This is a genomic window from Synechococcus sp. H70.2, assembly GCF_047462275.1.
Lineage (GTDB): Bacteria > Cyanobacteriota > Cyanobacteriia > Thermostichales > Thermostichaceae > Thermostichus.
Genome location: NZ_JANSIU010000002.1, coordinates 27,791 through 45,758, shown reverse-complemented (window position 1 = coordinate 45,758; position 17,968 = coordinate 27,791). Strand labels below are relative to the sequence as shown.

The 17,968-nt window shown below is 59.7% G+C and carries 19 protein-coding genes and 1 pseudogene; 4 read left to right on the top strand and 16 right to left on the bottom strand.

Going from position 1 to position 17,968, the window contains the following annotated elements; all coding sequences use genetic code 11:
* Positions 1-71: 71 nt before the first annotated feature.
* The 6 genes from pstB to purB form a co-directional block, all read right to left on the bottom strand.
* On the bottom strand, positions 72-869 hold the full coding sequence (pstB, locus tag NW822_RS02465; RefSeq protein WP_414403409.1) for a phosphate ABC transporter ATP-binding protein PstB: 798 nt from the start codon (positions 867-869) through the stop codon (positions 72-74).
* A 67-nt stretch (positions 870-936) separates the two neighbouring features.
* Entirely contained in the window at positions 937-1,824 is an 888-nt protein-coding gene (pstA, locus tag NW822_RS02460) for a phosphate ABC transporter permease PstA (protein ID WP_414403408.1), read from the bottom strand.
* Positions 1,825-1,842: 18 nt separating this feature from the next.
* The gene (gene pstC / locus NW822_RS02455) at positions 1,843-2,814 is read right to left on the bottom strand and encodes a phosphate ABC transporter permease subunit PstC (RefSeq protein ID WP_414362539.1); all 972 of its coding nucleotides are present in this window, start codon (positions 2,812-2,814) and stop codon (positions 1,843-1,845) included.
* 272 nt (positions 2,815-3,086) lie between these two features.
* Complete coding sequence (pstS, locus tag NW822_RS02450) at positions 3,087-4,160, bottom strand: phosphate ABC transporter substrate-binding protein PstS (protein ID WP_414362538.1); 1,074 nt, start codon at positions 4,158-4,160, stop codon at positions 3,087-3,089.
* 484 nt (positions 4,161-4,644) lie between these two features.
* Positions 4,645-5,625, bottom strand: coding sequence for an aspartate carbamoyltransferase catalytic subunit (locus NW822_RS02445; protein WP_414403407.1), 981 nt, complete (start codon positions 5,623-5,625; stop codon positions 4,645-4,647).
* A gap of 9 nt (positions 5,626-5,634) precedes the next feature.
* The gene (purB, locus tag NW822_RS02440; protein ID WP_414403406.1) at positions 5,635-6,930 is read right to left on the bottom strand and encodes an adenylosuccinate lyase; all 1,296 of its coding nucleotides are present in this window, start codon (positions 6,928-6,930) and stop codon (positions 5,635-5,637) included.
* Between the two features lie 117 nt (positions 6,931-7,047).
* Here purB and NW822_RS02435 point away from each other — a divergent pair, with 117 nt between their 5' ends.
* Positions 7,048-7,584, top strand: coding sequence for a tetratricopeptide repeat protein (locus tag NW822_RS02435; RefSeq protein ID WP_414403405.1), 537 nt, complete (start codon positions 7,048-7,050; stop codon positions 7,582-7,584).
* A 42-nt stretch (positions 7,585-7,626) separates the two neighbouring features.
* Here the strand turns inward: NW822_RS02435 and lipB are convergent, their stop codons facing one another.
* Together lipB and trxA are read right to left on the bottom strand one after the other, a co-directional pair.
* Positions 7,627-8,361: a lipoyl(octanoyl) transferase LipB gene (lipB, locus tag NW822_RS02430; RefSeq protein ID WP_414403404.1), complete on the bottom strand. Its 735-nt coding sequence runs from the start codon at positions 8,359-8,361 to the stop codon at positions 7,627-7,629.
* A 21-nt stretch (positions 8,362-8,382) separates the two neighbouring features.
* A complete protein-coding gene (gene trxA / locus NW822_RS02425) occupies positions 8,383-8,715 on the bottom strand; it encodes a thioredoxin (RefSeq protein WP_414334976.1) in 333 nt (110 codons plus the stop codon).
* Positions 8,716-8,933: 218 nt separating this feature from the next.
* Between trxA and NW822_RS02420 the strand changes: the two genes are divergently transcribed.
* Complete coding sequence (locus NW822_RS02420) at positions 8,934-10,202, top strand: hypothetical protein (protein WP_414403403.1); 1,269 nt, start codon at positions 8,934-8,936, stop codon at positions 10,200-10,202.
* On the opposite strand, the gene NW822_RS02415 is transcribed toward NW822_RS02420, so the two are convergent.
* Genes NW822_RS02415 through NW822_RS02400 form a run of 4 tightly spaced genes read right to left on the bottom strand, consistent with a single transcriptional unit; the run spans position 10,165 to position 13,795 of the window.
* Positions 10,165-11,952, bottom strand: a complete 1,788-nt coding sequence (locus tag NW822_RS02415; RefSeq protein ID WP_414403402.1) for a SulP family inorganic anion transporter — start codon at positions 11,950-11,952, stop codon at positions 10,165-10,167. The two genes, NW822_RS02420 and NW822_RS02415, sit on opposite strands and share 38 nt — an antisense overlap.
* The gene (locus NW822_RS02410) at positions 11,949-12,524 is read right to left on the bottom strand and encodes a rhodanese-like domain-containing protein (RefSeq protein WP_414403401.1); all 576 of its coding nucleotides are present in this window, start codon (positions 12,522-12,524) and stop codon (positions 11,949-11,951) included. Before NW822_RS02410 ends, NW822_RS02415 begins: the two co-directional genes overlap by 4 nt.
* 44 nt (positions 12,525-12,568) lie before the next feature.
* A complete protein-coding gene (locus tag NW822_RS02405; protein ID WP_414362762.1) occupies positions 12,569-13,036 on the bottom strand; it encodes a DUF29 domain-containing protein in 468 nt (155 codons plus the stop codon).
* A 42-nt stretch (positions 13,037-13,078) separates the two neighbouring features.
* Positions 13,079-13,795 (bottom strand): MBL fold metallo-hydrolase, encoded by a 717-nt coding sequence (locus NW822_RS02400; RefSeq protein ID WP_414403400.1) that lies wholly within the window; start codon positions 13,793-13,795, stop codon positions 13,079-13,081.
* Between the two features lie 113 nt (positions 13,796-13,908).
* Between NW822_RS02400 and NW822_RS02395 the strand changes: the two genes are divergently transcribed.
* On the top strand, positions 13,909-14,316 hold the full coding sequence (locus tag NW822_RS02395) for an ArsR/SmtB family transcription factor (protein WP_414403399.1): 408 nt from the start codon (positions 13,909-13,911) through the stop codon (positions 14,314-14,316).
* Here NW822_RS02395 and NW822_RS02390 read toward each other — a convergent pair.
* Positions 14,283-14,471: a hypothetical protein gene (locus NW822_RS02390; protein WP_414403564.1), complete on the bottom strand. Its 189-nt coding sequence runs from the start codon at positions 14,469-14,471 to the stop codon at positions 14,283-14,285. The two genes, NW822_RS02395 and NW822_RS02390, sit on opposite strands and share 34 nt — an antisense overlap.
* Before the next feature lie 94 nt (positions 14,472-14,565).
* A pseudogene (locus tag NW822_RS02385) lies at positions 14,566-14,850 on the bottom strand (YidH family protein); the annotation flags it as partial.
* A gap of 240 nt (positions 14,851-15,090) precedes the next feature.
* Between NW822_RS02385 and NW822_RS02380 the strand changes: the two are divergent.
* A complete protein-coding gene (locus NW822_RS02380; RefSeq protein WP_414362767.1) occupies positions 15,091-15,573 on the top strand; it encodes a bis(5'-nucleosyl)-tetraphosphatase in 483 nt (160 codons plus the stop codon).
* A 14-nt stretch (positions 15,574-15,587) separates the two neighbouring features.
* On the opposite strand, the gene NW822_RS02375 is transcribed toward NW822_RS02380, so the two are convergent.
* Positions 15,588-16,538 carry a hypothetical protein gene (locus tag NW822_RS02375; protein ID WP_414403398.1) on the bottom strand — a complete coding sequence of 317 codons (951 nt, stop codon included), beginning with the start codon at positions 16,536-16,538 and terminating at the stop codon, positions 15,588-15,590.
* A 189-nt stretch (positions 16,539-16,727) separates the two neighbouring features.
* The gene (locus NW822_RS02370) at positions 16,728-17,948 is read right to left on the bottom strand and encodes a pyridoxal phosphate-dependent aminotransferase (protein WP_414403397.1); all 1,221 of its coding nucleotides are present in this window, start codon (positions 17,946-17,948) and stop codon (positions 16,728-16,730) included.
* Between the last annotated feature and the right edge of the window lie 20 nt (positions 17,949-17,968).

Here is a 17,968-nt window from a genome sequence, read left to right as displayed (position 1 = left end):
CTGCCTCGATCCCATCATTACAAAGGAGAGCCGCCAACAAGCTCACCATTGGCCTGCCCTAAGTCAGGGGGTTAGCCAAAGCGCCCGGCCACGTAGTCTCGAGTCGCCTCCTTGGCGGGGTTTCTGAAGATCACCTCGGTTCGGTCAAACTCCACCAGTTCGCCCACGCGGTTGGATCCCACCACCTCTACGCTAAAGAAAGCCGTCATATCTGAGACACGGCTGGCCTGCTGCATGTTGTGGGTGACGATGATGATGGTGTAGTCCTGCTTCAGCTCCTTCATCAGCTCCTCGATACGGCGGGTGGAGATGGGATCCAAGGCCGAGCAGGGCTCGTCCATGAGGATGACATCTGGCTGCACCGCCAAGGCCCGGGCAATGCAGAGGCGTTGCTGCTGCCCGCCCGAGAGCGACTGCGCGTTCTCCCTCAGCCTATCTTTGACCTCGTCCCAAAGGGCAGCCCGCTTCAGGGAGGTTTCCACTACTTCGTCCAAATCGACCTTCATCCCCAGCACCCGCGGGCCATAGGCGACGTTGTCGTAGATACTCTTGGGAAAGGGGTTGGGCTTCTGGAACACCATGCCAATGTGCCGCCGCACTGCCACTGGATCCACATTCTTGGCGTAGAGGTCCTTGCCGCGGTAGATGAGCTTGCCCTCGACGCGTGCCCCTGGGATCAGGTCGTTGGTGCGGTTAAAGCAGCGCAGGATGGTACTTTTGCCGCAGCCGGAAGGCCCAATAAAAGCTGTAATTTGGCGGGCAGGAATGTCCATGGTGACATTCTTCACCGCCAAGTTAGAGCCATAGTAGACGCTCAAGTTTTCCATTCGGAAGACATAGGGGGTTGGGTTAGCAGATTGAGTGTGCATGGTCCTGCTCGCAGAAAGTTCATCAAGAAGCTGATTCACACCTGGCTGCTGTCCAACAAGGCTTAAACTATCTTCTGGTTTTGTAGACCAGGAAGCGGGCAAGCAAGCTGGCCGCCAAAACAATGGCCAGCAACACCAGGGCTCCTGCCCAGGCCATCTCCTGCTGCACCTTGAAGGGAATAATTGAGAAGAAGTAGACCATCACCGGCAAAGTAGCCACCGGTCCAAACAGGTCAGTTGACCAGAAATTGTTGTTGAAGGAAGTAAAAAGTAGAGGTGCTGCCTCGCCAGCAGCCCGTGCCAAGGCCAAGATTAAGCCTGTTACAATGGCCGGAGCTGCTGCCGGTAGGACAATCCGCATTGTGGTCTGAAAGCGAGTGGCCCCCAGGCCCACCGAAGCCAAACGCATATCCGGCGACACCAAAAGCAGCGCCTCTTCCGTGGAGCGGATGACAATGGGCAACATCAACACGCCCAGAGCAACTCCCCCCGAAAAAGCCGAGAAGCCGGATCCCCGAACTACCAAAGCGTAGGCAAACAGGCCGCAGAGAATGGCCGGTACGCCTGTAAGCACGTTGCAGGAGAACTTGACCCAAGAAGCCAAGTGGCTGCCGCGGCCAAACTCCGACAGGTAAACGGCGGCTAGGATCCCGAAGGGAAAGCTCAAAGCCGCCCCCGTGGCCAGAACCATTACGCTGCCGACGATAGCGTGGCCAAACCCCCCCTCTGTTAACCCTGGAGCCGGGTAGCGCGTCTGGGTGAGGACATCCCAGCTTATCCTCTGGATGCCCCCCTTCCCGATATCCCACAGCACCCACGCTAAGGCAGCCATGATGGCGACGACAAACAGTCCGCTCAGCAGCGTCAAGGCAATGCCCGTGTATCTCCGCAGGGGGGCAACACCGGCACGGCCAATGTCGATCTCCTCAGGAACAAGCTGGGCTGACTTGGACATGATGACGAGGCTCCTCGGTTACTGCTCCAAGTTTTGAAACTTCCGGATGATGATCTCGGCCATGACGTTAACCAACAACGTCAGCACCATCAACACCACACCGGCATACATAAGGGCCGACACCTGCAGGCGTCCTGCTTCGCCAAACTGAGAGGCAATCAAGCCGGTAATGGTGGATCCTGGCTGCAGTAGGGAGATGTTGATGCGGTTGGCGTTCCCAGAAATCATCGCTGCCACCATGGTCTCTCCCAAGGCCCGTCCCAATGCCAGCATGATCGAGCTGACAATGCCGGACAGCCCGGCAGGGATCATCACCGTTAAGATCGTCTCCCAGCGGGTAGCTCCCAACGCCAAAGCGCCCTCTTTGAGGCCCCGGGGCAGCGATTCAAGGGTGCTGCGGGTGATGGAGATGATGATGGGGGAGATCATGATCCCTAGCACCATGGCCACCAGCAGCAAACTGGGGCCACGGGGGGCAGGGCCCCCAAGGAGAGGAATCCACCCCAGCGTCTGATTGATGGCTCGGAAGATGGGCCGCACCGCCGGGATGAGCACAAAGATGCCCCACAGCCCCAGCACCACACTGGGAATGGCTACGATCAGCTCAATGGCAAAGGCAATCGGCGCCGTTACCCACTTGGGGGCAAAATCTTCCGTCAAGAAGATGGCGGTGCCAATGCCTAGAGGAACGGCAAAAATCAGGGCCACCAGAGAGGTCATCAAACTGCCGTAGATCTGGGGCAACACCCCATAGATGTTTTCCACTGGGTTCCAGCGGCTAGTGACCAGAAAGTCCAAGCCAAACTGGCGCATGGCCGGCAGGGCTGCCTCAGTGGTCTGCAGGATCACCCAGATGAGAATGACACCGGCAAACCCCGCCAAAACCAAAGTTAGGCGGACAAAACCCACGTCGAGAACGCGGGAAATGTCCATTTTCTTTTCAATAGCAACATCCGTTGATAAGTCGTAGTCTCTAGCTGCCGACGTCATAGGATCTCCCCTATGGCAATTCTACTTGTGGGCAGATTGTGGCAAAACCTCTCTCACGCTGCATTCCATCGGTGTTGCAGTTGTCTGTGTTCTGGCCAACATTGAAACCAAAAGCTCGTTGGACTTGGACTTGCGACAACGTCAAAAGTCAGTGCCGACAAAACTTTTGCCCGTCAAAAATCAGCAAAGCGACAAGCCAGTAGCCAACAGGAAGAGCACAGCCTCTTGTTGACCACTGGCCCTCAACTAACACCTTTCAACAGGACAGCAATTCATCGCTTTGCGTTGGGGTTGACCTTGATCTTATCCAGCTCGGCGAAGACCCGCTGGATGACCGGCTGGGGCATGGGGATGTAGTCCAATTCTTTGGTGATGGCTTGGCCCTCTGGCCCCTGCGTCCACTTGATGGCTTCCACCAGCTTCTTGAGCTTTTGCTCGTCAGGATATTCGCGGTAGAGCATTACCCAGAACAAACCAACGATGGGGTAATCGTCAGGCCCTTCGGGATCCGGCACCAGCAGAGCAAAATTTTCGGGCAGCGGAGCATTGAGGGCAGAAGTAGCCCGCTCAGGAGAAAACTCGACAATCTTGCCCGCTTTGTTTTCTATGCGAGCAGTAGTCAGTTTCTCCAGCTTGGCAAAGGACTGGTTCACATAGCCAATTGCCCCTGGCTCCTGCTTGATGGTGGCGGCTACCCCTTCGTTGCCCTGGGCACCGATGCCAACCGGCCACTCCACCGTGGTTCCCACGCCGCCCTTCCAGTTGGGGCAAGCAGCGTTGAGGTGGTTGCTGAACACGAAGGTCGTTCCAGAGCCGTCAGAGCGGTGCACCCAAGTGATGTCGAGCGCAGGCAGCCGATTTGCCAGGTTGGGGTTCTGGGCCTTGATGCGAATGTCGTCCCAGCGGGTGATTTCGCCGGTAATAATGCCACAGTAGGTTTCCCGCTTGAGCACGAGCTCTTTGTCACCGATGCCGGGCAGGTTGTAGGCAAATTCAATGGCGCCCCCCGCCAGAGGCAGTTGCAGGGGCTCGTAGCCGTATTTCTCTTTGAAGCTCTTGTAGCGAGAGGCGTTGTACTTTTCGGTCATCGGCCCCTCGGAAGCAGCGAAGTCCACCGTGCCGTTGATGTATTGCTCCAGACCGGCACCGCTCCCAACAGACTGGTAGCTGATTTGCACGTTGGGATCTACGGTGCGATTGTAGGCATCAAACCAGCGCTGCAGCAGCGGCGCAGCGAAGGTAGCACCTGCGCCGGAGATTTGCACGGTTTGGGCTTTGGCCGGGGCCAGTGCCAGGGCTCCCACCGCCAGAGCCGCGATAGAAGAAACAGCGAGCAGGGATCGCATAAAAAATGTCTAGTGCTAATCAACACCTGTAACCTTACAGCCTCAAGGTTAAGATTAGGTTATCTTAAAGTTAGCTTTAGGTTAAGTCGGGAGAAAGAGGCAATAGGTTTCTGAGTGAGATGATTGCCATAAAGTATTAACTTTCTACCTAACGGCTTACTCAGGCTTAGACTGCAGCAAAGGAGCCAAGGATCTGGGAAAAAGCCCGTCTCACAAAGCTTTTGACTTGCCTTAGACTTACCTATGTGACCCCGATCGAAGTAAAAAATCACACTAACAAGCTGAAAAAAAGCTTAAAAGGCTAAGCAGGCTCCGGAGTAGAAAGTTGCTCCCGTCCTGCTAAGCCTATATAGGCTTGTGTGGGGTCTAATGTGGCTAGAAAAGCCCAAGCAAGAGCTGCTTGAGTTGGCTAGAAGAGTAACCTCGGTACCTTAGACGTCCAGCAGCTCCTCAGGTTCCCCGACCAAAGGAGAAAGGGGGAGGTCTAGGCCGGGATCCGCCCGCCGCCCATCAGGTACAGCAAAGCCATGCGCACCGCCACGCCGTGGGCAACCTGCCGCTCAATGAGGTTGAGGTTGGGATCCTCCATCACCTCAGAACTTAGTTCCACGCCGCGGTTGACCGGGCCGGGGTGGAGAACCCTCACCTCGGGGTGGCACAGGCGCAGTCGCTGCCGGGTGAGGCCGAAAAGGTGGTGGTATTCCTGCAGGCTGGGGATGAGGAATTCACTCATCCGCTCCCGTTGCAGGCGCAGGGCGATGACAAAGCGGGCTCCTGCTAGGGCCGGCTCCAACTGCCAGTGCACCGGCAGAGTATAGCCGGGCACAAACTGGGCAAAGTCTTTGGGCAACAGGGTGGGCGGGCCGGCCAAGTGGACGTCTGCGCCAGCAGCTACCAGGGCGTAGATGTTGGAGCGGGCTACCCGCGAGTGGAGGATGTCGCCGACAATGGCCACCTTCACCCCCTGCAGCAGCTCGAGGCGAGGTCGCTGCGGATCCAGGTGGCTACAGAGGGTAAATAGATCCAGCAAACCTTGAGTGGGATGTTCGTGCAGGCCGTCCCCCGCGTTTAGCACCCCCGCTGGGGATCCGCGGCGATTGATCTCGGCGGCCAACTGCTGCGGCACCCCGGCCTGGGCGTGGCGGACGATGAGCACGTCGGATCCCATGGCCAAAAAGGTGCGAACCGTATCCAAAATGGTTTCCCCCTTGCTTAGCGAAGAGGTGCCGGGGGAAAAGTTGAGCACATCCGCTGACAGGCGCTTGGCTGCCAGCTCAAAGCTGTTGCGGGTACGGGTGGAAGGCTCGAAAAACAGCGTCACCACCACCTTCCCCTGCAGGGTGGGCACCTTGGGCAGCCGCCGGGTCAGCACTTCCTGAAAGCTGGCGGCGGTTTGCAAAACAATTTGATACTCTTCGCGGGTAAAGTCCGCCAGCCCCAAGACATGTTGCCGCTGCCAAGCCATAGGGGATCCTCAAATGCCCAAGCGGGCAAAGATCTCGTCCAGGTGGGCAAGGTGCCGCCGTGGATCAAAACAGGCCTGCAGCTCCGCCTCGCTCAGGTGGGCCATTACTCTGGGATCCGCCAGCAGATTGGCGTGGAAATCTCCACCAGGCTGATTCCAGGCGCGGTGGGCATTTTCCTGCACCAGGCGGTAGGCTTCCTCACGGCTCAAGCCCTTCTCCACCAAAGCCAAAAGCACCTGCTGGCTAAAGACAACACCACCGTAGAGGGTGAGATTGCGCTCCATGTTGGCAGGGTAAACCTGCAGGTGGCGCACTAGATCTGCCATGTTGACCAGTAGGTAGTGGCAGAGGATGGAGGCATCGGGCAGGATGACCCGCTCTACAGAGCTATGGGAAATATCCCGCTCATGCCAAAGGGGAATGTTTTCCAGGGCTGAGACAGCATAGCCCCGCAAGAGGCGGGCAATTCCCGTCAGTTGTTCTGCTTTGACGGGGTTGCGCTTGTGGGGCATGGCGGAGGATCCCTTTTGGCCGGGGGCAAAGTACTCCTCAACCTCCAGCACCTCTGTCCGCTGGAGGTGGCGGATCTCAGTGGCAAAGCGCTCCAGAGAAGAGCCAATCAAAGCCAAGGTCTGCACATACTCGGCGTGGCGATCGCGGGAGATCACCTGCGTTGAGACAGTATCCGGTTTGAGGCCTAAGCGGGCGCAGGCCAACTGTTCCACCTGGGGGGGCACATTGGCGTAGGTACCCACGGCGCCGGAGATCTTGCCCACGGCGACCACCTCCCGCAGGCGTGCCAGGCGCTCCTGATGGCGCAGGCACTCGGCTAGCCAGCCGGCCAGCTTAAAGCCAAAGGTAATAGGCTCGGCATGGACGCCATGGGTGCGGCCCATCATCAGAGTGTAGCGGTGTCGGCGGGCCTGCTCACGCAAAGCAGCGATGAGATCGGCCAGACGAGCTTGCAAGATCTCAACCGAGGCTACAAGCTGCAGGGCCAAGGCTGTGTCCAACACATCGGAGCTAGTCAAGCCTAGGTGGATGTAGCGCCCCGCCTCGCCCACATGCTCGTTGAGGTTGGTCAAGAAGGCAATAACATCGTGCTTGACTTCCGCCTCGATTGCCAAAACCCGCGCCGGGTCAAAGGCAGCTTTGGCTTTGATCTCCTGCAGAGCCTCTTGAGGGATCCGCCCCAGCTCCGCCTGCGCCTCACAGACGGCCAGCTCTACCTGTAGCCAGGTCTGGAGCTTGTGGGCGGTGGACCAAATCTGGCCCATTTCTGGCAGAGTGTAGCGCTCGATCAAGGTGCCTTTTCCGTCAGTACGATAGGATAAGCCAAGCTATTTTAGCTAATCCGCCTCTCATCCCGGGTCCAAAGCGGGGCTTCTCGGCGGGTTGGTTAAGTGCAAGGATGGCTCCTCTTGCGGGCAGTCTATACTGGACTGGGTTGGGATCCTCAGCGGGGCACGATGAAGCGGCGACGGGGAAGGGTGGCTGTGATAGGTTGCTTGGCGGCATTCCTGGCTCCTGCCCCCGCCCTCTCTTTGCCCACCTCCCCCACTCCTCCTGAGAAGACCTCCACCAGAAGCTCTGCTTCCGAGTTTAACTGGCAGGGATCCCTCAAGTTGCTGCGCGGGGATCCGGTGGCGGCTTTGGCGGATCTGGATCGGGCAGTAGAGTTGGATCCCACCTATGCGCCAGCCTACGTTAACCGCAGCTACGTTTACAACCAGTTGCGCCAGCCCCAAAAGGCCCTAGCCGATGCGGAGCGGGCCATCCAGTTGGATCCGGGGATCCCAGAGGCCTACTTTAGTCGCGGCGTGGCCCACCTGCAACTGGGGGAGCGAGAGGCTGCCATGGCTGACTTTCGCCAGGCGTTGGCTCTTTTTTCCCAAAGCGGCAACTTTGCTGACCAAGCCATCCTGCAGCAACTGTTGCGCCAGTTGGGGGTGGAGTAGTCGCCCTTGGATTAATCCAGGGCCATCTCGGATTTAGACAAACTAAGGAGGCTCTCCCAACCACTCGGCCAGGGAAACTGCCTGGGCCTGCAGCCTGAAGACATGACAAAAAGATTGCACCAACACTGGGGCTACGGCAGCCATTGTTACCTCCGGACAAAACTGCACCAGGGATCCCACCGGGCGATCGGGGATCCCACAGGGCACGATGGCCGCGAAGGCAGCCAGATCCGGACAGACGTTGAGGGCAAAGCCGTGGTAGGTAACCCAGCGGGAGACCTTGATGCCGATGGCCGCCACCTTGTGGCCTTGCACCCAAACCCCTGTCAGGCCAGGGAGCCGCTCCCCCCGCAGGCCAAAGTGGGCTACGGTCTGGATGAGCACCTCTTCTAGGTGGCGCAGGTAGCGGTGCAGATCCGGCTGGCCATGGGAGCCGTAGACAGTCCTATGGCGCTTTAGGTTCAGTAGGGCATAGCCCACCCACTGGCCCGGCCCGTGGTAGGTCACCTCGCCGCCCCGCTCCACCCGCAGAACCTCCGGCCCCTCAGGAGCAGGGGACTCTGGCTGAGTATCCGGGGATCCTATCCGTCCAGCCAGGCTTTTGAGAAACTTGGGATCGGCCCCTGCCCCCAGGGTGTAGACCGGCGGGTGGGTGAGCAACAAAAGCCCATCTGGCACCTCAGGATGGCGGATCATCCGGGCCAACCGGGCCTGCTGCCAAGCCCAAGCGGTGCGGTAGGGCACTTCTCCTGCCAGGTGAACTTGGAGAAGCGGCACAGGCTCAAGCCCCTGCAAAGCTCAGGCCACCGGTAGGTTGACCTGGGCCCGTAGACGCTCGAGCAGAGCTCGGGGATGTAGCAGCCCTTCAATGCGGTCAACCGGCTTCCCGTCTTTAAACAGGATCAGGGTCGGCACGGCGTAGATCCCCCAGCGGGCAGCGATGTTGGGGTACTTTTCGGTGTCGACCTTAACAAAGGAGATGGCGTCCCCCACCTGGGGCTTCACCTGCTCCAACACCTGGGCCATGACCTGACAGGGACCACACCAGGTGGCGTAGAAATCCACCAGAATGGGAGTTTTGGATCCCTGGATCATGTCGTCAAAGCTTTTGAACTGCTGTTTGTGGGCCATGGGCGACCTCCGCAGGATGCTGTGGGAAAACTTAGAATGCAACCTATTTGTAGTCTAAATGTTTGAGATGGAAATGTGGGTAGAGATTCTGCGACCGCTTGCTGTCGGTTTCCCGGTAGGATGGCTAGGGCTTGGTTGGTACCTGTAGTCTAGGGGGCGGGCTGGACGGAAGGGGCAGGCTTTAGCAGGGCTTAACGATTGCAAGGAGTGGGATCCCGATGGCAACAATCCGGATGGTAAGCCGAGGTGTGGTGGTCGGCGTATTGGCGGGGGTGGTCTTGAGCCTCTGGGGGATCTGGCGTTGGCTGGGGGATCCCTCAGGCTGGATTCAGGTGGTGGCCGGGCTGCTCTTGAGTTTGGCGACGGTGCTGTACTGGCGGAAGACCCGCCCCGCCGACTGCCTGGTGGTGGAGCCGCAGAGCTGGCACCTCAACCGCCTCAGCCCCGATCACTGGCTGATCCAGGCGGAGTTCGTGGCCCGCAACCTCAACCCCCTCTTTGAGGTTACCTTGGCCCAGGTGCAGCCGCGACTGCATTTGCTCAGTGCCGGCTCCATCGAAGGGATCCAAACCCAGGTCCGCCTGCGCTCCCGCCATGTGGATCTGCCCCCTCGCCAGGACAACTACTGGCAGGCCTACATCATCACCCCCCAAAGCCAGACCGGCTTGGAAGTGGAGATCGAGCTGAGGGGGGAAGAGCTGGCAGATTTGCGCTCGGCCTGGCTGGAGCTGGACTACGTCCAGTACGGGCGGCAGCGGCGCACCCTTAAGACTAGCCACCTGATCCTGCCCTTGCAGGAAGTGGAGCCCTTGCCGGAGCTGGCCTGGCAGCAGCAGGGGCCAGTGAGTTGGGCTGCTATTCCCACCCATCTGCTTACCCCCAGCGATGACCTCGCCGAGGTGCTGCGGCGCTACGTGGGCCCTCACATCCAGCCCGGTGATATCGTGGCCATCTCGGAAAGCGCGGCAGCCATCGTCCAGGGCAACTTTCGCCATCCCCTGCAGGTGCAGCCTGGCTGGCTAGCCCGCACCCTCTGCTACTTCTTCCCCTCCAAGACCAGTCTCTCGAGCTGCTACGGGATGCAGACGCTGATCGACTGCTCGGGAGCCTGGCGGGTGCTGGCGGCTTTTGTTGTCGGATCCCTGGCCAAGTTGTTGGGGATCCCAGGGGTGTTCTATGCCCTGGCGGGGGAGCAGGCCGACCTCATCGACGATGTCACCGGCACCTTGCCCCCCTACGACCAGTTCATCGTCTTAGGGCCGCGGCAGCCGGCTAAGCTGGTGGCTGAGCTCCACGCCCAGACCGGCTACGAGGTGGCCATTGTGGATGCCAACGACTTGGGAGAGGTAACTCTTCTGGCGGCCAGCCCAGGGGTGGAGCGGGAGCTGGTGGAGCAGGCGCTGCGCAAGAACCCAGCGGGCAATGCGGCGGAGCAGACACCCCTGGTGCTCATCCGGAAGCGGCTGCCGGCATTGCCTGGGATTTGAGAGCCTGCATTGCCTGGTGGGTTGACAAGAAGAAGCGCTCAGCGCCCACTTTTTCCACAAACCCCACCCTTTTGAGGCGATCCATCACCGGCCCCTTTACCTCGGCTAGGGCAAAGCCCACCCCCATTTGGTGCAGACGTTCCACCAATTGGGTCAGGGCCTCCAGAGCGCTGCCGTCGATGAAGTTAATGGCGCTGGCCACCAGCAGCACCTGTTCCACTTCCGGCCGCGCTGCTACCTCTTGAAGGAGGTACTCCTGCAGGTAGGCGGCGTTGGCAAAAAACAGGCTCTCATCCACTCGCACCGCCAAGATGCGCGGATCGGTAATCACCTCATGGCGCAGCACGTTGCGGTAGTGCTCGGTACCCGGCACCTGGCCAACAATGGCAATGTGGGGGCGGCTGGCCCGCCAGAGGAAGAGAAGGATGGAGGCCAGCACTCCCAGACCAACCCCCCGCTCTACCCCAATTGCCAACACGCTGGCAAAGGTGAGCAGCCAAACGAGGGCATCGCCGCGGTCGTAGCGCCAGCTCTGCAGCAGGGGGTGAAAATCCACCAGTCCCAGCACCGCCACCAGCACAACGGCAGCCAGGGTGGCCTGGGGCAGGAAAGTAAACAAGGGCATCAGCCAGATCATGGCCAGGGCTATCAGGGATCCCGTGATGACCGAGGCCAGACCGCTGTTGGCCCCCGCCTGAGCGTTCACCACCGAGCGGCTGATCCCACCCGTGACCGGAAAGCCACCGCTGACGGCTGCTGCCACGTTGGCCACTCCCAGGGCCACCAGATCCTGGTTGGGATCCACTTTCTGCCGCCGCTTGCTGGCTAGGGCCTGGGCCATGGCATAACTTTCCGTAAAGCCCACCAAGCTGAGGGTTAGGGCGGTGGGCAGCAGGGATCCCCATTCTGGCCAGCTCAGTTGGGGAAACGTCAGCGGTGGCAGGCCAGCCGGAATGGATCCCACCACCGCCACTCCCGCTCTCTCCGAGAGGTTTAGCCCCCAAACCAGCAGGGTAGTTAAGAAAACGGCCGCCAGGGGAGCACTCTTGGTGAGCAGCAACTCCCAGAGGGGCGGGATCCCCCAGCGGCGCAGTTGCGCCGGCAGCTTCTGCTGGGCGTACACCAACAGGGCGATGGACAACAGCCCCAGCCCCAGGGTGGCCCAGTTGACCCCATCCAGGCTCTGCCACAGCCGTTGCACTAGCAGCCAGAAGGACTCGGTGTTGGCAATCTTCACCCCCAGCAGATGGCGGAGCTGGCTAAGGGCAATGATTAGGGCTGCGGCACTGCTAAAGGCCGTTATAACCGAGTGGCTCAGGAAATTGGCCAAAAACCCCAGGCGCAACAGCCCTACCCCTAGCTGGATCAGGCCCGCTTCCAGAGCTAAGCCCAGCGCCAACTGGCCATACTCCGGGCTGCCCGGCTCAGCCAGCGGCTCCAAACCCGAGGCTACCAGCAGGGCGATGATGGCCACCGGCCCCACCGACAAAGCCCGGCTGGATCCCAGGAAGCCGTAGGCGATGACCGGCAGGATGCTGGCGTAGAGGCCTGTCTCGGGGGGCAGGCCGGCCAGCAGCGCGTAGGCCATGCTCTGGGGCACCAACAGGATGGCCGAGACCACCCCGGCAATGAGATCCCCCGGCAGATCCTCTCGCCGGTAGCGAAGCCACCACAGGGAATCCTTGGCCAAGGGCAGGTAACGCGCCCAGATCCCCTGCTTTGGGGAAGAGGCGGACGGGATCCCGCTCATAGCGTCTGACCCCGGTTCCAGGGCAGGCGGGCCAAAAGCAGCGCCAGGCCACAGGTGTTGGTGATCCCGGCAAACACCAGCCCCGCTCCCACAAAGCCACTCAACACCAGCCAGGCCGGGTGGACAAAGGCTCCCAGCAGGGTTCCTATGAGCACCAGGGATCCCGCTGTAATCTGCACCTGTCGCATTAGCGAGATGGGCGCGTTGCGGGTGCGGGTGGTGGGCAGCTTGGCGGCCTTCCACGCTTCGATCCCACCTTTGAGGCTAATGGCTTCCGGCCAGCCGTATTCGAGCAACTGACAGCCGGCACGGATGGAGCGGCTGCCCATGCGGCACTGCAGCACCACCGGCTTTTCCGGCGTCGAGATCGGCACCTTGGCGGGGTCAAAGGTAGATAGAGGCATGTTGATCGCCCCCGGGATCCGCTCGTCGTGGTATTCTGCCGGCTCCCGCACGTCAATGAGCTGTACCCGCCCTTGATCCAGCCACTGCTTTAAAGTCAAGGCGTCGATCTCCTTAAGACGGGGATCCCGTTCCTGCTGAGCTGTAGGATTTTGTTGGGCTACGATCATGGTTTCTTCCTTGCTTCTAGGGTTGTTGTAAGACTTAGGGATTTCTAATCTTCCTCCTCTAGCAACCTGCTGGGCTCGCCAGGATAAAACTGGCTATCCAGGATTTGCTCAGGAGAATAAGGGCAGGTCTTGGGAAAAGTCTTTCTGGGCAGCTTGGTCTCTTCCAGAGCCAGTTGGAGCGCCCTCAGGTAAGACTTGGAGATGGCCTCCGGCAAATAGGGTCTCAGGCTTGGGTTTTCCTCCAGCAGATCCAGAACTTCCTGCCGCTGCACCTGTAGGGTAAGAAGCCAGCTTACCGATCTGGCCTGCGGCTGATACTCCCACTTCAGAAGGTGCCCCACCAAAACCCCCAGCCGGTTACGCAGCTCTTGCCGCTGTTGCCTGCCCAATGATTCCATCTCCTCAATTAAATGGGGCAGATCCAGCTTCTCCCAGGCCCGCTCCCGCAGAAATTGGGCTTGTTGCTGAGTCCAAGCATAGAAATCCCTCTCATAGAGATTTTGGCGATCCACTCTCAACCCTCCCCTTTCTGACGAGCCGCCTGACACTAGCAACTAAACTGCGGCTGCCACTTGGCCGCACTGCTCGTTGGCCGGCACCGCTTCCTGGATCTTCTTGGGCTGCGGCAGGTTGAGGCTGTTCATCAGGGCAATAAAGCTCTCCCGCGAGCGCAGCTTACCGGTTTCCGGATCCACGAAGCGGGGGTTCCAGCGCTTCTCCTCGCCAATGGTGGAGACGGTGTGTCCCCGGTAGTCATGGCCGGGATAAACCAGCGTCTCGTCCGGCAGGGTAAACAGGTGCTGCGTTACGTGGTCGTACATCAAGCCGGGATCCCCACTCTGAAAATCCGTACGGCCACAGCCGCGAATCAGCAGCGAGTCTCCTGTAAGAACGCGATCCCCATTGACGCGGTAGGTCATGTGGCTGTCGGTATGGCCCAGGGTGGCAATGGCCTCGATGACAATGGATCCCACCTGCAGCGTTTCCCCATGGCCGATGAAGCGGTCGGCACATTGCGCCTTGGCCTGAACCGGCACCACCCCTTGGCAGCCGCTCAACTCCCGCAGCTTGCCGGTGCCGGTGATGTGATCGGCGTGGACGTGGGTTTCCAAGCAGTACTTCAAGGTCAGACCCAGCTCTTGAATTAACTTCCAGTCCCGCTCCACCTGCTCCAACACCGGATCCACCAGTACGGCCTCGCGGGTGTCTGGGTCTGCGATTAAATAGGTGTAAGTGCTCGTCTCAGCGTCGAATAGTTGGCGAAATAGCATGCTGCCCTCCTGTCTGTTGGCAAGAACCCGAACGTGCTCCGCATCCGGGTTCTTATTCTACTGTATAACTATTTGGTGTTAAAATCAAGCTACCACCTCCCTCAAGACAGCCTATGGATTGGGACAAGCTTGTGCAAGCTGGCAAAGACGAGTGCCAGTTGACCCTGACGCCGGAAGTGCTGACCAGCGTGGCGGAGTACTTCAAGGTTCTGGCGGAGCCCAGCCGGCTCCAGATCCTGTGTCAGTTGCGCTCGGGGCCCAAGAACGTTACCCAAATCCTAGAGGCCACCGGCATGGGCCAGGCCAACGTTTCCAAACATCTCAAGATCCTGGCGCAGGCAGGGATCGTCAGCCGCGAGCCCAGGGGCGTGAGCGTCTACTACCAAATTGCGGATCCCATCTGTTTTGAGCTGTGCGAGGTGGTGTGCAAGCAGTTAATTAAGCGCCTCAAGCAGCAGGCTCGGCAATTGGAGCCGCTGGCGGCCCTTCACTCCGGCAGGCTAAGCCGCGAAGGCTCCTGAGGGCGGGGGCGGCGCAGCGGCAGGGGAAGGCTCAGCAGCCCAAACAGGGCCACCAGGGCAGCCATGATCCAGATGAGGAAACGGCTGGGGCGAAAGTCGCCCGCCTCGATTTGCCGCATCACCTGGTTGTAGCGCCAAGCAGAAAGGCCGATCATCCAACAGGAGGCCCAAGTTGTGGGTGCTCAGGCGGCCGTGCGCCGGAGCGGGCTGCTTGGGGGAGCTGGCGGCTTCGATCTGCTGCAAAAAGAGGCTGAAGCGGGCGAGGGCAAAGCCAAAAGCAATGAGAGCCACAGAGGTGCGCAGCCAGGCCAGAAAGGTGCGCTCGTTGGCCTGGTGGGCGATCTGGGGGCAGGTGATCCCTTGGGAATCTGAAGGCTGACCTTTGCCGACGGCTGCGCTAGGCCAATGCCATCCAAAAGGAGGGCGCCAGAATCTTTGGAAAGAAGGATAGCTTGCGTACCTTTTTAGTTGCCAACCAACGCTACAGCTACTGCTATTGTAGGTACAGCTTGCAAGCCAACTTCTGGGAGGCAAACGAGCTGCCCAATTCCAGGGAACAACCCGAGCGATGGCAAGCCTCTGCGCTGGTCTTACGCGAGGACTGTACCAAGCGGCAAAGAGGGGGTTCCAGCCCAACTTGCTAAAAGTAGAACCTTGAGGCTTTGTCTCAAGAACCTGCGTAGGGGCGGTTTGACAACACCTCTCTGCCTCCGTTTATCGACTGCGTAAGAATCCCCCGACTTTAATTGGTAGGAGTGTCAAGGCCCAGTTTGCATGCTGACAGATGCTGCCTACGGCATAATCCCGGTGCTTCCTCTTCCGCCTGACCAGGGCTCCCATCTCTATCTGCTCATCCAGCACCAAAAGGGGCACTGGGCCTTTCCCAAAGGACACAAAGATGAGGGTGAGAGTGAGCTGGCGGCAGCGCAGCGGGAGTTGCGTGAGGAAACCGGCTTGACCGAGTACCACTTTCTAGTACTGCCGGGCCAGTCCGAGCCTCTATCGCTACAGGAGACTTACACCTTCACCGATTCAGCCGGGTATGCCGTGGTTAAGACTGTTACCTACTACATAGCTCTCCTGCCACCCCAGTTTCCTCCGCCGGAGCTACGGATCCAACCGGAAGAGGTGGCTGCCTACCGCTGGTGCTCCTACCTCGAAGCTTTGGAACAAATTACCTTTGAAGAAAGCCGCCAGCTTTTACGCCGCTGTCAAGCTTATCTAGAAGAGTGGTGGAGAGGTCAAAGAGAGTTGTAACTCCACCGCCCAAGCTACTGCTCGACAATTGTGACGTTAAAACCTTGATTCTTCAAGGTTTCAGCATGGTAGCGGGCATATTCCAGTTGTTCAAAGGCTGCCACCTGCACAAACTTCTGGCCGTTCACATCTTTAACAAAAGCGTCAGGGGCAACGCGGCGAGCCTGTGCCAGGCTCTCCTCCCCAGCGTAGGTGGTCAGCACCAAGAAGGTGCCCTCGCCGCGGTTTGGGCCCAGCGAGTCGGGGTCACTACTAGCTAAGGGTACTGTCTTGAGCAGCTTTTCTTGAGAGGAGCGCTCCAAGCTGGCTGCCAGTTTCTCTACCCATGTCTCCTCTCTGGGAGGGAGTTGCTGGGCACCAAGGGCCGAACGGGTCTGCAGGCTGTCTAGAGGGTTGGGGAGATTTTCAAGGGGTTCAACTTGCAGTTCCTCCACGGAGGGGGTGGTCAACCCCAGCGCCAGCTGCTGAGGGGGTACCCCACCCGAATAGAACTCTTCTCCCACTTCCACCGCCGGTGGCTCTAAAGGAATTAGAGGGAGCTGGGCTAAGTCCAGCGGGGCAAAGCTCTCTTCGACGCTGGGCTGCAACAGCTCCCCTGGCCAGAGTAGCCAGCGCACTCCAAAGCCAATCCCCGCCCACGAGAGCACCCCCACTAGCAAAGCCCCTAGAGGCGAAACTCCTCTAGAAGGGCGGGGCACTTCTTTCTCCAAATCCTCCACCACCTCTTGAAGGAGTACAGGAGAAGGACGGTGGGTGGGAAGGGTTCTACCAGGATGGCTGCCCCGCAGCGGTGGGAGAGAGTCGCGGCGTTGTAAACGTGGCCAGAGACGAAAGTGCTGCCTTTGCCTGGGGGAATCCGGGTGCAGAGGGCTGAGGGCTGCTGGAAGCGTGCGTTGGGGTGTCGGCGGGTTTTTCTGGGGCGGCGGCAGGGGCTGAGTAGGATCTGGAAGCGGAGAAAAATCCATGGATAACCTACCCTCCCGAGCTTAGGAACCAAGAGGTCTACGAAGCCAACCTCCCACCCCACCTGTTGACAGCTTAACGGCGGGAATGGGGCAAAGGACGGAGATAAGCCATCACTGCCCTGCCCCAGATAATACCATGCCATAGACCTGAGGCCGGCTTCTAGAGCTTGGCCGCAAGATAGACACTCGTCAGTCAGGGGGTGTGAGCGAGCAGGGGCAACCAAGGTCTCCACCCAGCTCGTTTCTCCTCTTGCCAGAGAGATTTTCTAGAATTTCCTGACAGGCCAATAGCAGGCGCTCTTGCTCTGGCAGAGTTCTCAGGCCAATGCGCAGGTAGCGATCCCCCAGCTCGGGGAAGCTCAGACAATCCCGCACTAGGATGCCGTGCTGCCGCAGCAGCTGCTCTTGAAGCTGTGAGGCAGAGACAGGACAGCGCACCAGCACAAAATTGGCTTGGCTAGGCCAGGGATCCCAGCCGGGCAGCGCCCGCAAACCTTTGAGCAAATGCTCGCGGGCCATGGGCAACCACCTCAAGGTGCGCCGACGAAAGTCCGTGTCAGCCAAGGCGGCTGCTGCTGCCACTGCCGCCAAGCCATTGACGCTCCAGGGATCCCGCCACTGTCGCCAGCGCCGCCAGCGCTCCGGATGGCCCACCGCAAATCCAATGCGCAAGCCAGGCAAGGTAAAAAACTTGGTCAGCGAGCGGATGACAAGGGTGTTGGGGTGGGCCTCAAGATAGGGAATCAAGGTTTGGCTACGGGGCAAAGAGGCCTCCAGCCCGCCAGCCCTTGGGGAGCAGAGCTCGCTCTGGTCTTGGGGCGCGTCTCCGAGGAGAAAGTCCATAAAGGCCTCATCCACCACCACCTGCTCAAAGTAGGGCAGAAGAGGCAGAATGGCCTCCCGCGGGAGCAGCTGGCCCGTTGGGTTGTGGGGATTGTTTAGCCAGAGCACCTTGCCGCTCTTGTTGGCGGGGAGCCCTTCTTGCAGCAAAGCAGCAGTGGCTGATCCCGGACAAGACCACCAATCCAGTGGCTTGATGACTGCCCCTGCTGCCCGCAGTGCCCGCTCGTAGTCGCCAAAGGCGGGACGAGGCAGCCACACCTCCCGCCCCTCCGCCTCCCGAGCCGCCCAAGTGAGCAATTCTGCCGCTCCGTTGCCGACAAAAATCCACTCTGGATCAACTGACCAATGCTGCGCCAAACAAGCGCGTAGCTCTCGATAGTCGGGGTCCGGGTAGCAGCTAATTGCAACCGGCTCGGGTGCCTCCAACGCTTGCACCAGGGCTTGCACAACCGACTGCGGCGGGCCCAGGGGATTGAGGCTAGCGGAGAAATCCAAAATGGCCTCCGAAGGGCAACCAGCAATTGCTGCTGCCCAGGCCCGATTGCCCCCATGTTGAGGCCGTTGCACGCTAATCCTCTAAGGACTCC

What these genes read in the sequence shown, in the direction of transcription:
- pstB (WP_414403409.1), bottom strand. Translation starts at nt 869, where the DNA reads ATGCACACTCAATCTGCTAACCCAACCCCCTATGTCTTCCGAATGGAA.
- pstA (WP_414403408.1), bottom strand. Translation starts at nt 1,824, where the DNA reads ATGTCCAAGTCAGCCCAGCTTGTTCCTGAGGAGATCGACATTGGCCGT.
- pstC (WP_414362539.1), bottom strand. Translation starts at nt 2,814, where the DNA reads ATGACGTCGGCAGCTAGAGACTACGACTTATCAACGGATGTTGCTATT.
- pstS (WP_414362538.1), bottom strand. Translation starts at nt 4,160, where the DNA reads ATGCGATCCCTGCTCGCTGTTTCTTCTATCGCGGCTCTGGCGGTGGGA.
- NW822_RS02445 (WP_414403407.1), bottom strand. Translation starts at nt 5,625, where the DNA reads ATGGCTTGGCAGCGGCAACATGTCTTGGGGCTGGCGGACTTTACCCGC.
- trxA (WP_414334976.1), bottom strand. Translation starts at nt 8,715, where the DNA reads ATGGCCCACAAACAGCAGTTCAAAAGCTTTGACGACATGATCCAGGGA.
- NW822_RS02420 (WP_414403403.1), top strand. Translation starts at nt 8,934, where the DNA reads ATGGCAACAATCCGGATGGTAAGCCGAGGTGTGGTGGTCGGCGTATTG.
- NW822_RS02415 (WP_414403402.1), bottom strand. Translation starts at nt 11,952, where the DNA reads ATGAGCGGGATCCCGTCCGCCTCTTCCCCAAAGCAGGGGATCTGGGCG.
- NW822_RS02410 (WP_414403401.1), bottom strand. Translation starts at nt 12,524, where the DNA reads ATGATCGTAGCCCAACAAAATCCTACAGCTCAGCAGGAACGGGATCCC.
- NW822_RS02400 (WP_414403400.1), bottom strand. Translation starts at nt 13,795, where the DNA reads ATGCTATTTCGCCAACTATTCGACGCTGAGACGAGCACTTACACCTAT.
- NW822_RS02395 (WP_414403399.1), top strand. Translation starts at nt 13,909, where the DNA reads ATGGATTGGGACAAGCTTGTGCAAGCTGGCAAAGACGAGTGCCAGTTG.
- NW822_RS02390 (WP_414403564.1), bottom strand. Translation starts at nt 14,471, where the DNA reads ATGATCGGCCTTTCTGCTTGGCGCTACAACCAGGTGATGCGGCAAATC.
- NW822_RS02380 (WP_414362767.1), top strand. Translation starts at nt 15,091, where the DNA reads ATGCTGACAGATGCTGCCTACGGCATAATCCCGGTGCTTCCTCTTCCG.
- NW822_RS02375 (WP_414403398.1), bottom strand. Translation starts at nt 16,538, where the DNA reads ATGGATTTTTCTCCGCTTCCAGATCCTACTCAGCCCCTGCCGCCGCCC.